Here is a 12,399-nt window from a genome sequence, read left to right as displayed (position 1 = left end):
TGGGACGCCTAGCCGCGGGCATCCAGTCCTTCGCAGGCAAGAGCCTATAAGGGTGATAACCAAATAGCCAGCCGGACGGCTGGATCTCAGCCGCGTTTGCGAATCAGTCCTTCCTGGGCCACCGAGGCCACCAGCTGACCCGCGCGGTTGTAGATGCTGCCGCGGCACAGACCGCGGGCACCACCGGCCCAGGGGCTGTCGATGGCGTACAGCAGCCAGTCGTCCAGGCGGAAATCGCGGTGGAACCAGACCGCATGGTCGAGACTGGCGATCTGCAGCGAGCGATCCCAGAAGCTGGTGCCATGGGGCAGCAGCGAACTGGGCAGCAGATTGAAATCCGAGGCGTAGGCCAGCAGATAGCGATGCAGGGCCGGCTGGTCCGGCAGGTCGCCGGTGGCGCGGAACCAGACGTGGCGGACCGGTTCGGTGGGCTGCGGCTGGAAGGGGTCGGTAAAGACCACCGGGCGCATCTCGATCGGGCGCGGGCCGAGCAGCTTGTCGCGCAGCGGCGCAGGAATCAGCTCGGCATAGCGCTGGGCGTGGGCGATTTCCGATTGCAGGGTCTCGGGTGCCGGTACCTCCGGCATGGTCGTCTGATGCTCGAAACCCGGCTCCTCGATATGGAAGGAGGCGCTGCAGAAGAAGATCGGCTGCTCGCCCTGGAAGGCGGTGACCCGGCGCGTGGAAAAGCTTCCGCCGTCGCGAATGCGATCCACCTGGTAGGTCACCGCCTCAACCGCCGACCCGGCGCGCAGGAAGTAACCGTGCAGCGAGTGCACCCGGCGCTCCACCGGCACGGTCTGGCTGGCCGCCGACAGCGCCTGCCCCAGGACCTGACCACCAAAGAGCTGGGGAAAGCCCAGATCCTGGCTGCCGCCCCGATACAGATCGGGGGCCAGAGATTCGAGGGTCAGTAGATCGACCAGGTTGTCCAGCACCTTGCTCATGGGTAGGGTTCCTTGACAGAGAGCGATCATCATACGCAAAACCGGTCAAATCCTGTGCGTTCGCCGTGCTTCCAGACACATTGCTCATCGTATGACGATAACTGGTGGAGCTTGTGGCCGTATAAAGGGTCACAATAAAGGTATCGCTGTCCGCTCGCAGGCTTCCTCTCCATGACCGAAACCGCAAACGCTTCGTCTTTCCACCCCGCCGCGGCCCAGATCGCGGAGCTGGGCAAGGGTCTCGGCCACGACGACATCTTCTTTGCCGCCGTGAAGAAGACCCGGATGCCGATGATCGTGACGGATCCGCACCAGCCGGATAACCCGATCATCTTTGCCAACGAGTCCTTCCTGCGTACCACAGGTTATGCCCTGGACGAGGTGCTGGGTCGCAATTGCCGCTTTCTGCAGGGACCCGACACCCGCCAGGAGCACATCGCCGAGATCCGCAACGCCATCCGCGAGCAGCGCGACTGCGACATCGAGTTGCTGAACTACCGCAAGGACGGCTCGACCTTCTGGAATGCGCTGTTCATCTCGCCGGTGCTCGATCCCGCGGGTCAGCTGCGCTATTTCTTCGCCTCGCAGCTCGACGTCTCCCGCCGCCGCGACGCCGAAGACGCCCTGCGCCAGGCGCAGAAGATGGAAGCCCTGGGTCAGCTCACCGGCGGCATCGCCCACGATTTCAACAACCTGCTGCAGGTGATGGTCGGCTACCTGGATATCCTGAGGATCAACCTGGACCGCCCGGAACTGGACAGGGACAAAGCCAAGCGCCATGTCGACAACACCCGCGACGCGGTGAACCGGGCGGCGACCCTCACCCAGCAGCTGCTGGCCTTCGCCCGCAAGCAGCGCCTGACCGGGCGCGCGGTGGACCTGAACAAGCTCATCAATGCCCGCCAGAGTCGCCTGGCCCAGGCCCTGGGCGGCCCCTTCCGCTTCATCTTCCGCCCGGCACCGGCGCTGTGGAATTGCCGGCTCGATCCGATCCAGCTGGAGACGGCGCTGCTCAACATCGTCGACAACGCCCGCCTGGCCATGCAGGAGCGCGGCACCGGCACCCTGACCCTGGAAACCCTCAACGTCGAGGTCAATGGCCAGGACCTGGCCCATGGCGGCCTGGCCCAGGGGCATTATGTCTGCATAGCCTTGACCGACACCGGCTGCGGCATGTCGACCGACGTGCTCGGGCGCGCCCTGGACCCCTTCTTCACCACCCGCGACGAAGGCCAGGGCAGCGGCCTGGGCCTGTCCATGGTCTATGGTTTCCTCAAGCAGTCGGGCGGCCTGGTCAGGCTCTATTCCGAGGTCGGCATAGGCACCTCGGTGCGTCTCTACTTCCCCGTTTCCGAAGAGGAGGCGCGCGAACACCCGGCGCCCCTGCCGACCCCGCACGAGGACAGCGGCGGTTCCGAGACCATCCTGGTGGTGGACGATCGCCCGGACGTGGCGGCCCTGGCCCAGGCCATCCTGGAAGAGACCGGCTATCAGGTGCTGGTCGCCCACAATGGCCAGCAGGCGCTGGACATTCTCGCGCGCGAACCCACCATCGACCTGCTGTTCAGCGATCTGATCATGCCTGGCGGCATGAATGGCGTGATGCTGGCCAAGGAGGCCCAGCGGCGGCAGCCCGAGTTGCGCATCCTGCTCACCACCGGCTACGCCAACAACGCCCTGGAATTGGAGGAAGGCAACGGCGAGCGTTTCCCCATCCTCAACAAGCCCTATGGCCGCCAGGACCTGACCCGCTGGATCCGCCGCATGCTGGACAGCGCCCAGCCATGAAAGAGGAGGCCCTGGAGCGCGAGCCCGCCAGCTGCGACACCGGGCAGGATGGCCCAGTGGACCTCCAGAGCTTTCTGGCCTGCCTGGAGCGGGTGGGCAACAGCCCCAGCCAGGTCTCGGTGCAGCACCTGATCGACGCCATCGGCAGTCGCTCCTTCGGCCCCATGATCCTCCTGCCGGGCGTGCTGGCGATCTCGCCGCTCACCGGCATTCCCGGTATCGCCACCGCCATCGCCGTCTTCGTGATGCTGGTGAGCGGTCAGCTGCTACTGGGGCGCGATCACTTCTGGCTGCCGCGCTGGGTGCTGCAGCGCTCCGTCTCCCGCGGCAAGCTGCGCAAGTCGCTGCGGCTGCTGCAGAAGCCGGCGCGCTGGGTCGACAAGGTGGTCAAGTCGCGGCTGCGGGTACTCACCTCGCGCCCGGCGCACTTCGTCACCGCCCTGCTCTGCATCCTCATCGCCGCGACCATGCCGGTGCTGGATCTGGTGCCCTTCGCCAACACCACGGCGGGGCTGGCGCTGACCTCCTTCGCCCTGTCGCTGATCGCCCGCGACGGCCTGCTGTTTCTCCTGGCGCTGGGTTTCTGTACCGGTATCCTCTGGTTCATCCTGGAGCTCCTGGTGTTTTGAGCACACGCCTGCCCCTGGTCTACCACGAGGACTACAGTCCGCCCTTCCCCGCTGGCCATCGTTTTCCGATGGAGAAATTCCGGCTGCTGCACGAACACCTGAGTGCCAGCGGCATCCTGGGCGCGGACAACTGGCAACGGCCCGAACTCTGCCCGGACGAGCTACTGGCGCTGGCGCATGCCCCCGATTACATCCAGGCGTTCAAGGCCGGCGAACTGCCGCCGCCGCTGCAACGCCAGCTGGGCCTGCCTTGGAGCGAAGCCCTGGTGCGCCGCACCATCCGCGCCGTGGGCGGTTCCCTGCTCACCCTGGAGCTGGCGCTGCGTCATGGCCTGGCCTGTCACCTCGCCGGGGGTACCCATCATGCCCATCACGACTATCCGGCCGGCTTCTGCATCTTCAACGACCTGGCGATCCTGGCGCTGTCGCTGCTGGAAAGCGGACGCGCCGGACGGGTGCTGATCCTGGACTGCGACGTCCACCAGGGCGACGGCACGGCGCGCATCCTCGCCGAGGTGCCCGACGCCGTCACCGTCTCCCTGCACTGCGCCACCAACTATCCGGCGCGCAAGGCGCAAAGCGACTGGGACATCCCCCTGCCCCGCGGCCTGGACGACGCCGGCTACCTGCGGGTGCTCGACGACGCCCTGGGTTACCTGCTGCCGCTCCACCAGCCCGACGTGGTGCTCTACGACGCCGGGGTGGACGTCCATCGCGACGACGCCCTGGGCTATCTCGAATTGACCGATGCCGGTCTCGCGGCGCGCGACGGTTTCGTCTTGCGGCGCTGCCTGGCGGCAGATATACCCGTGGTGGGAGTGATCGGCGGCGGCTATTCGGCCGATCGCCTGGCCCTGGCCCGTCGTCACGGCATCCTCCATCACACGGCGACCCAGGTCTGGCACGAGCTCGGCCTGCATTGAACAGGAGTTTCCATGAGCAAGACCGCCAAGACACCCGAATCCAGCCAGGCACGCCTGGCCGTGCTGATCGACGCCGACAACGCCCCCGCGGCCATCGTCGATGGTCTCATGGCCGAGATCGCCCGCTTCGGCGTGGCCAGCGTCAAGCGCATCTACGGTGACTGGACCCAACCCCAGCTCAACAGCTGGAAGAAGGTGCTGCTCGACCACTCCATTCAGCCGGTGCAGCAATTCGGCTACACCAAGGGCAAGAACGCCACCGACAGCGCCCTGATCATCGACGCCATGGACCTGCTCTACACCCGCCGCTTCGACGGTTTCTGCCTGGTCTCCAGCGACAGCGACTTCACCCGCCTGGCGGCGCGACTGCGCGAGGAAGGACTGACGGTCTACGGCTTCGGCGAGGAGAAGACGCCGGATCCCTTCGTTTCGGCCTGCGACAGATTCATCTACACCGAGATCCTCAGGTCCAAGCCGCGGGAAGAGCCGCGCGAGGCCGCCGGCGCCAGCGACAAGCCCGCCACCACCAATCGCGGCAAGCCCAAGCTGAGCACCATCCTCAAGCTCATCGAGCAGGCGGTGGAAGACGCCTCCGACGAAGGCGGCTGGGCCAATCTGGGCATGGTCGGGGCCAACCTCGGCAAGGTGCGTCCGGATTTCGACGCCCGCCTCTATGGGCACCGCAAATTCAGCGGCCTGGTCAAGGCCCATGGCGATCGTTTCGAAGTCCAGGAACGCGATCCCGCCGACGGCAGCGCCGGCAAGGCCGTCTATATCCGCAACCGCTGACGCCGCTGCGCCTGCCCGGCTCTGGCCCGGGCAATAGCGGCGAAAAGTCGCGAACTGTCGCTATCAGATCGCCATACCACCGGTCCGACCTCGCGGAACCGCTCGGCTTACGGCGGCCTCCACCCTAGGTGCTTACCGCCCTACGGAGACCGCCATGCGAGCCTTGACCTACCACGGTGCCCACGATGTCCGCGTCGATACCGTCCCCGATCCGACCATCCAGGACGCCGACGACATCGTCCTGCGGGTGACGGCCACGGCCATCTGCGGTTCGGACCTGCACCTCTACCGCGGCAAGATTCCCACCGTCGAACACGGCGATATCTTCGGCCACGAATTCATGGGCATCGTCGAGGAAACCGGCCCGGCCGTCACTGCCGTGCAGAAAGGCGACCGGGTGGTGATTCCCTTCGTCATCGCCTGTGGCAGCTGCTTCTTCTGCAACCAGGATCTCTACGCCGCCTGCGAGACCACCAATACCGGTCGCGGCGCCATCCTCAACAAGAAACAGATCCCGCCGGGTGCGGCGCTGTTCGGCTTCAGCCACCTCTATGGCGGCGTACCGGGCGGCCAGGCCGAATACGTGCGGGTGCCCAAGGCCAACACCGGTCCCTTCAAGGTGCCCGGCACCCTGGCCGACGAAAAGGTGCTGTTCCTGTCCGACATCCTGCCCACCGCCTGGCAGGCCGTGCTCAACACCGGCATCGGCCAGGGATCGAGCATCGCCATCTATGGCGCCGGCCCGGTCGGCCTGCTGTCCGCGGCCTGTGCGCGGATGCTGGGCGCCGAGCGCATCTTCATGGTCGATCACCACCCCTATCGGCTGGCCTATGCCCAGCAGACCTATGGCGTCATCCCGATCAACTTCGACGAAGACGACGACCCGGCCGCCACCATCATCGAGCAGACGCCCGGCAAGCGCGGCGTCGACGGCGTGGTGGATGCGGTGGGCTTCGAGGCCAAGGGCAGCACCACCGAAACCATCCTCGCCAACCTCAAGCTAGAAGGCAGCAGCGGCAAGGCCCTGCGCCAGTGCATCGCCGCGGTACGCCGTGGCGGTACCGTGAGCGTACCGGGCGTCTATGCCGGCTTCATCCACGGCTTCCTGTTCGGTGACGCCTTCGACAAGGGCCTGACCTTCAAGATGGGCCAGACCCACGTGCAGCGCTATCTGCCGGAGCTGCTCGAACACATCGAGCGCGGTGACCTGGCGCCGGAGGCCATCATCACCCACCGGATGTCCCTGGAGCAGGCGGTCGAGGGCTACAAAATCTTCGACAAGAAGCAGGAGGACTGCCGCAAGGTGATTCTCACGCCCGGGCGCAACGAGCCGCTGATTCCCGAACGACTGGAAGAATCCCTGGCGGCGCCCCTGGGCCAGGCCGGCGTGGTCTAGTCGCGTCGCGTACAATGGCGGTTTTCCTCAGCTCCTGGATGCCGCCATGTCTCTCCTCTCCGCCACGCCCGCCGTCGCTGTCATCGGGGGCGGCCCTGCCGGGCTGATGGCGGCCGAGACCCTGGCCGCCGCAGGCGTCCCTGTGGACCTCTTCGATGCCATGCCTTCGGTAGGCCGCAAGTTTTTGCTGGCCGGCGTGGGTGGCATGAACATCACCCATGCCGAGGAGCAGTCTGCCTTTCGTCAGCGTTATCGCGAGCGTGAGAGCGGCGTCAGCCCCTGGCTCGATAGCTTCGATAGCAACGCCCTGCGCGCCTGGATCCATGAGCTGGGTATCGAGACCTTTGTCGGCACCTCGGGCCGGGTGTTTCCCGCCGACATGAAGGCCGCACCCCTGCTGCGTGCCTGGCTGCATCGCCTGCGCGACCAGGGCGTACGCATCCATACCCGCAGCCGCTGGCTGGGCTGGGACGCCGAGGGCCGGCTGCGCCTGGCCATCCCGGAGGGCGAGCGGCTCCTGCAGCCCCAGGCTACGGTACTGGCGTTGGGCGGTGGCAGCTGGCCGCGGCTGGGCTCGGATGGGGCCTGGCAGGCCCTGCTCGCCGCGCGAGGAGTCGAACTGCGCCCGCTGGAACCGGCCAATTGCGGTTTCGAGGTGGCCGGCTGGAGCGACTTCCTCAAGACCCGCTATGCCGGCGCGCCGATCAAGCCGTCTGCCCTGGCCCTGCCGGGTCAGCCGCCACGCCAGGGCGAATTCGTGCTCACCGACACCGGGATCGAGGGCAGCCTGGTCTATGCGCTGTCCGCCGAAATCCGCAAGGCCATCGAACGGGACGGCCAGGCGACCCTGAGCCTTGACCTGGCGCCGCAGCGTGACCTGGCGGAACTCGGCCGGGCCCTGGCCAGACCCCGCGGCAGCCAGTCCCTGGCCAACCACCTGCGGCGCCACGCCGGGATCGACGGCGCCCGGGCCGCCCTGCTCCGCGAGCTGGCCCCGCCAGAAACCTTCCAGGACATGGGCCGATTGGCCCAGGCCTGCAAGGCCGTGCCCCTCACCGTGGTCAGAGCGCGGCCCCTGGCGGAAGCCATCAGCAGCGCCGGCGGTGTACCCCTGGAAGCGCTGGACGACGGCCTGATGCTCCGGCAGCTGCCGGGCGTCTTCTGCGCCGGCGAGATGCTCGACTGGGAGGCGCCCACCGGCGGCTATCTGCTCACGGCCTGCTTCGCCAGTGGCCGCGCGGCGGGCCAGGGGGTGCTGCGCTGGCTGGCCGCTGGCGGCAGCTCGGCCTGAGCGGTCTTGTCGCGATGCGCCTCTACCGTTCGCGGCCGGCTCCTGTGCTGCCAGACGGCGATCAGCGGCGGTAACATAGGCAGCGATCACGGTACTCATCAGGGATCCATGTCCCCCTCTCAGGCGTTGTCGGAATTCAGGCAGTTGTTGCGCGATCTGGCAGGCGATCTCCGCCAGTTCGGCCGCGACCGGCGCCGCCTGGTCGACGAACTGGAAACCCTGACCTCGGTCCTGCTGGCGATCCTGCTCGGCCACCTGGCCGGGGTTCAGCATGTCGGTTGGGCCGCGTTCAGCGGCTATATCGTGATGAGGTCAGATGTCCGCGACAGTTTCTCGCGCGGCTGCCTGCGGGTGCTGGGCACCTGCATCGGCGCCGCAGGCGCCCTGTTGGTCCTGCGCCACCTGCAGCTGAACCCCTACGAGCAGGCCGTCCTGCTGGGCACAGTGGGCAGCATCACCCTCTATCTGACACTGGTGGGCCGCTATGGCTATGCCTGGTTGCTGGGCGGCCTCACCTACGCCATGGTGGTCCTGGCGAGCCTCCAGGCGCCCGAGCAGCTCGAGCAATACGCCTTGTCACGCCTGTTGGAGGTGGCGCTCGGCACCTCGGCGTGCGTGCTGGTGAGCGCCCTTTCCACCTACGGCGTCCGTGTGCGCCTGTGGCCCAAGGTGCCGACCACGGTGGCCTCGACGCCGCGGACCCTGGGGGTCTGGCAGCCCCTGGCGTTGCGCCATGCGCTGCAGGGAGGTCTGGCCCTGGCCCTGCTGTCCCTGGGCGCGACGGCAGAGATCGGGGTGGATGTCAGCCAGGCGGCCATCACCATCCTGGCGGTCATGGTGGTTCCCTTCGACGGCCTGAGCAGCGCCGGCAAGGCGGTTTCCAGAAGGCTGTTGCATCGAATGCTCGGCTGCCTGCTCGGGGGTGGCCTGGCGGCCCTTCTGCTGTTGGTCAGCCAGGAAAGCCTCTGGCTGACGCTGGCGGGCGTTGCGCTCGGTGTGCTGATCGGCAGACACCTCGAGAATGGTCCGCTCGGTATCGGCTATCTCGGCATGCAGTTCGCGCTGGCGTTTCTGGTGGTGATGGTGCCTGACCACTATGACCATATCGACCCGGTGGCAGGCCTGGCCCGGCTGGGCGGCATCCTGCTGGGTTTTCTGGTGCTGGAGCCGGTGTACTGGCTCTCGACCTGGCTGATCAGGCGCCTGTCACCCGGAAGACCCTAGGGCGCCGCGGCGCCGACCTCAGGCCGGGCGCTCGACGAACTCGGTGGCCGGCGAGCCATCGGCATTGTGCTGGCGGATCACCGCCGGCCGCCCTTCCCCGTCCAGCAGCACCTGGCCGATGCCGGCACCGTTCCACAGTCGCTCGCCGGCCTCGCGGCGATCCGGCAGGCGCGGCTGCAGTTCCCAGCGGCGGCGCTTGGTGAAGCCGTTGAGCGGCGACCAGGGCGCATAGAGCCAGCGATTGAGTCGGTCCAGGGTGGCCAGCAGGCGCGGCGGGAATTCGTTCTTGATGCCGCTGCTGGTGATCTGCCAGAGCCGCGGCTCACCGCGCCGGTCTCGGATGCGGATGTCGTAGACGAAGGAATAGTGCACGTCGCCGGAGAGCACCACGTAGTTGCCCGGGGTGCGGCGGTGGCGAAAGATGTTGAGCATGGTCTTGGCCGCCCCGGGATGGGCCATCCAGTTCTCGGCATCCACCATCAGCGGCTGGCCGAACCAGGTAAAGATGCGCTGCACCGCCTCGATCAGCTTGACCCCGAACATGGGCGCGGCCGAGACGATCACCGCCGAGGGATGGTCCAGCAGGTCCTGCTGCAATTCGCAGAGGGCTTCCCAGTCCATCAGCCCCGAGGGGTGCTCCAGGCGCCGCTCGCTGCGCCAGCGACGGGTCCGGGTGTCCAGCACGATCAGCGGCGGGCTGGTCTTGAGCACGTAGTGCCAGCCCTGGAAGCGCAGCAGGTCGTCGATGCAGGCGTTCTGCGTCGGGCACTCCAGCTTGCCGTCGTCACCCGCCGTGTCCAGCAGCCGGGCCGTGGCCGCCAGGGGTTCGGCCACGGCTTCCGGGGCGTTGCCCCAGGCCTGGCAGAGCAGATAGGCCAGCAACGCATTGCCGAGGATGCGCCGGGAAAAGGGATGGCCGTAGGCGGTCTCTTCCCAGCGGGCGGAGAGGTTCCAGTCGTCGGTGACGTCGTGGTCGTCGAAGATCATCAGCGTCGGCACGCCGGCCAGGGCCCGCGCCGCCTGCGGCAGGGTCGCGACGAAGCCCTCGATGCAGCGCGACTCGGCGGCGTAGCGCTCATCGTCCTTGGCGTCGAGCGCCGGTGGCACCACCTCGATCAGCGTCCAGGGTGTCGGCGACCAGCAGAGCAGATAGAGCGCCAGCACCTCGCTCAGGGTCACCAGGTGGTTGTGGGCATTGGTGGAGGTGAAGATGGGTTTCTCCACCCCACCGAAGAATTTCTCGCGCAGCGCCCGGTTGGACTTGAAGGCCGGCAGCAGGTCCTCGCGGTGGTAGAGGTTGGCGGCATGGGCCATCAGCGCCTCGCTGTCCGCCACTACCGCCCCTTCGAGGTCCTCGCCATAGAGCCCGAGGCGGCGGATCAGCGCCTGCACCGCCAGCAGCATCGGCCCGGCGACGTCATCGGCATAGACCTGGTCGCCCGTGAGCAGCAGCGCCGCCGGCGACTCCTCGGGTGTCGTGCAGCCCTGCAGCAGGCGATCCACGGCAATCAGGCCATCGGCCGAGGCATGGTGGGGCTTGCGGCAGGAGCCATGCAGCAGATGATCGAAACGCGCGCGCAGGACGAAGCGCGGCAATTCGCCCTCGGCGGAGAGCAGATGCGGCGCCCAGTCGCGGATTCCGCCGGCGCTCAGCTGCAGGTCGTAGCGGAGGAAGGTGTCCGTGGGCAACTCGGTGTCCGGCCGGACCTCGATCAGCTGCAGGTAGGCCTGCTCGCCCAGGCGCAGGCACTGGGTCTCCCCCTGCACGCCGAGCTCGGTCGCCCCTTGCCACAGTCGCGGCACGGGCGTCTCGGCCGAGCGGGTCACCAGCCACAGCAGCAACCGGGACGCTTCGGTGCGCCGCAGCAGCGGGCCGGCCAACACCGGGGGCAAGGTAGGGGTAGCGCTCATGGGGTCTCCTGTAGCCACGCAACTGACCACTATGCCGTGCCGGGATTCCGGCTGCAGCCGCCGCCTGGCTACAAAGTTTGAGCGCGCTTCACAGTCGGCCTAGAATTCGCTCCCTTTTCGACGCCATCCGGGCCTGTCATGACCTTTGCCGACCTCGGCCTCATAGATCCGCTGCTGCAGGCGCTCACCGCCCTGGAGCACAGCTCCCCCACGCCCATCCAGCGCCAGGCCATCCCGGCGGTGCTGGCCGGTCGCGACCTGCTGGCCGCCGCCCAGACCGGCACCGGCAAGACCGGCGCCTTTGGACTGCCGCTCCTGCAGCGACTGGTGCAGGAAGGCCCGGCGGTGGCGCCCAACCATATTCGCGCCCTGATCCTCACCCCCACCCGCGAGCTGGCCGAGCAGGTCCATGCCAGTCTGCGCGACTATGCCCAGCACCTGCCCCTGCGCACGGCCGTGGCCTACGGTGGCGTGAGCATCAATCCGCAGATGATGAAGCTGCGCAAGGGCGTGGACGTGCTGGTGGCGACCCCCGGGCGCCTGCTCGACCTGTTCAACCAGAACGCCGTGCGCTTCGACCAGGTACAGCTGCTGGTGCTGGACGAAGCCGATCGCATGCTCGACCTGGGCTTTTCCCGGCAACTGGGCGAGCTGTTCGTCATGTTGCCGCGCAAGCGCCAGACCCTGCTGTTCTCGGCGACCTTCTCCGACGCCGTGCGTCAGCTGGCCGCCCCGGTACTGCGCGATCCCCAGACTATCGACGTCAGTCCGCGCAACACCGCCGCGGTCACCGTCAAGCAGTGGGTGGTGCCGGTCGACAAGAAGCGCAAGACCGAACTCTTCCTGCACCTCTATCGCAGCGGTCGCCATGGCCAGGTGCTGGTGTTCGCCAAGACCCGCAAGGGTGTGGAGCAACTGGTGGAGGCGCTGCAGGCCGAGGGGCTGGCGGCGGAATCCATCCATGGCGACAAGCCCCAGCCCGCGCGACTGCGTTCCCTCGCCCGCTTCAAGGCCGGCGAGGCCGACATCCTGGTCGCGACCGACGTGGCCGCCCGTGGCCTGGACATCCAGGACCTGCCGCTGGTGGTCAACCTGGACCTGCCCATCGTGGCGGAAGACTATGTCCACCGCATCGGCCGGACCGGCCGCGCCGGCAACCAAGGCCAGGCGGTGTCCCTGGTATGCGCCGATGAGGTCGAGCAGCTGGCGGCCATCGAGACCCTGATCGGCCAGATCCTCATGCGCCGCGACGAGCCGGACTTCATCCCCGACCATCGCGTGCCCCAGACCGGCCCGGGCGGCCTGGTCATGAAGAAACCCAAGAAGCCGAAGAAACCCAAGGTGGGTGGTCCGGTATCCGACAAGCCCCTGGGCCGCTGGGTGGAAGACGGCAAGCCCAAGGTCAAGTCGGTGCGCAAGGCGCCGGGTTTCGGCAAGGCGCGCAAGAAGCCCTGAGCCTAGGACGGGTGGACAAGGCTGCGCCGTTGTCCATCCTACGACG

Annotated in this window: 10 protein-coding genes; 8 read left to right on the top strand and 2 right to left on the bottom strand. The window is 67.5% G+C overall.

Going from position 1 to position 12,399, the window contains the following annotated elements; translation table 11 throughout:
• Nucleotides 1-86: 86 nt before the first annotated feature.
• Nucleotides 87-947, bottom strand: a complete 861-nt coding sequence (gene tesB, locus OXS31_RS05220) for an acyl-CoA thioesterase II (RefSeq protein WP_027599866.1) — start codon at nucleotides 945-947, stop codon at nucleotides 87-89.
• Nucleotides 948-1,118: 171 nt separating this feature from the next.
• On the opposite strand from tesB, the gene OXS31_RS05215 reads away from it, so the two are divergent.
• The 7 genes from OXS31_RS05215 (at nucleotide 1,119) to OXS31_RS05185 (ending at nucleotide 8,987) form a co-directional block, all read left to right on the top strand.
• Entirely contained in the window at nucleotides 1,119-2,735 is a 1,617-nt protein-coding gene (locus tag OXS31_RS05215) for a histidine kinase famiy protein (RefSeq protein ID WP_267398239.1), read from the top strand.
• Complete coding sequence (locus OXS31_RS05210) at nucleotides 2,732-3,364, top strand: exopolysaccharide biosynthesis protein (RefSeq protein WP_007158986.1); 633 nt, start codon at nucleotides 2,732-2,734, stop codon at nucleotides 3,362-3,364. The genes OXS31_RS05215 and OXS31_RS05210 overlap by 4 nt, the downstream gene beginning before the upstream one ends.
• Nucleotides 3,361-4,287, top strand: coding sequence for a histone deacetylase (locus tag OXS31_RS05205; protein WP_042133369.1), 927 nt, complete (start codon nucleotides 3,361-3,363; stop codon nucleotides 4,285-4,287). Before OXS31_RS05210 ends, OXS31_RS05205 begins: the two co-directional genes overlap by 4 nt.
• Before the next feature lie 12 nt (nucleotides 4,288-4,299).
• On the top strand, nucleotides 4,300-5,076 hold the full coding sequence (locus tag OXS31_RS05200) for an NYN domain-containing protein (protein WP_007158988.1): 777 nt from the start codon (nucleotides 4,300-4,302) through the stop codon (nucleotides 5,074-5,076).
• A gap of 154 nt (nucleotides 5,077-5,230) precedes the next feature.
• Nucleotides 5,231-6,472 carry a zinc-dependent alcohol dehydrogenase gene (locus tag OXS31_RS05195; RefSeq protein ID WP_267398237.1) on the top strand — a complete coding sequence of 414 codons (1,242 nt, stop codon included), beginning with the start codon at nucleotides 5,231-5,233 and terminating at the stop codon, nucleotides 6,470-6,472.
• A gap of 46 nt (nucleotides 6,473-6,518) precedes the next feature.
• On the top strand, nucleotides 6,519-7,763 hold the full coding sequence (locus tag OXS31_RS05190) for a TIGR03862 family flavoprotein (protein WP_267398236.1): 1,245 nt from the start codon (nucleotides 6,519-6,521) through the stop codon (nucleotides 7,761-7,763).
• Between the two features lie 108 nt (nucleotides 7,764-7,871).
• Complete coding sequence (locus tag OXS31_RS05185) at nucleotides 7,872-8,987, top strand: FUSC family protein (RefSeq protein WP_267398235.1); 1,116 nt, start codon at nucleotides 7,872-7,874, stop codon at nucleotides 8,985-8,987.
• Between the two features lie 18 nt (nucleotides 8,988-9,005).
• Here OXS31_RS05185 and OXS31_RS05180 read toward each other — a convergent pair whose 3' ends face one another.
• The gene (locus OXS31_RS05180) at nucleotides 9,006-10,898 is read right to left on the bottom strand and encodes an alkaline phosphatase family protein (RefSeq protein WP_144953134.1); all 1,893 of its coding nucleotides are present in this window, start codon (nucleotides 10,896-10,898) and stop codon (nucleotides 9,006-9,008) included.
• Nucleotides 10,899-11,036: 138 nt separating this feature from the next.
• Between OXS31_RS05180 and OXS31_RS05175 the strand changes: the two genes are divergently transcribed.
• On the top strand, nucleotides 11,037-12,353 hold the full coding sequence (locus OXS31_RS05175) for a DEAD/DEAH box helicase (protein WP_145248070.1): 1,317 nt from the start codon (nucleotides 11,037-11,039) through the stop codon (nucleotides 12,351-12,353).
• Nucleotides 12,354-12,399: the final 46 nt, after the last annotated feature.

The sequence above is a fragment of the Pseudomonas sp. GM_Psu_1 genome (genome assembly GCF_026544185.1).
Taxonomy (GTDB): Bacteria; Pseudomonadota; Gammaproteobacteria; order Pseudomonadales; family Pseudomonadaceae; genus Chryseomonas; species Chryseomonas oryzihabitans.
Note: the sequence above shows the minus strand (reverse complement) of the source record. Positions and strands in the feature narration are given on the sequence as shown.

What these genes read in the sequence shown, in the direction of transcription:
- tesB (WP_027599866.1), bottom strand. Translation starts at nt 947, where the DNA reads ATGAGCAAGGTGCTGGACAACCTGGTCGATCTACTGACCCTCGAATCT.
- OXS31_RS05215 (WP_267398239.1), top strand. Translation starts at nt 1,119, where the DNA reads ATGACCGAAACCGCAAACGCTTCGTCTTTCCACCCCGCCGCGGCCCAG.
- OXS31_RS05210 (WP_007158986.1), top strand. Translation starts at nt 2,732, where the DNA reads ATGAAAGAGGAGGCCCTGGAGCGCGAGCCCGCCAGCTGCGACACCGGG.
- OXS31_RS05200 (WP_007158988.1), top strand. Translation starts at nt 4,300, where the DNA reads ATGAGCAAGACCGCCAAGACACCCGAATCCAGCCAGGCACGCCTGGCC.
- OXS31_RS05195 (WP_267398237.1), top strand. Translation starts at nt 5,231, where the DNA reads ATGCGAGCCTTGACCTACCACGGTGCCCACGATGTCCGCGTCGATACC.
- OXS31_RS05190 (WP_267398236.1), top strand. Translation starts at nt 6,519, where the DNA reads ATGTCTCTCCTCTCCGCCACGCCCGCCGTCGCTGTCATCGGGGGCGGC.
- OXS31_RS05185 (WP_267398235.1), top strand. Translation starts at nt 7,872, where the DNA reads ATGTCCCCCTCTCAGGCGTTGTCGGAATTCAGGCAGTTGTTGCGCGAT.
- OXS31_RS05180 (WP_144953134.1), bottom strand. Translation starts at nt 10,898, where the DNA reads ATGAGCGCTACCCCTACCTTGCCCCCGGTGTTGGCCGGCCCGCTGCTG.
- OXS31_RS05175 (WP_145248070.1), top strand. Translation starts at nt 11,037, where the DNA reads ATGACCTTTGCCGACCTCGGCCTCATAGATCCGCTGCTGCAGGCGCTC.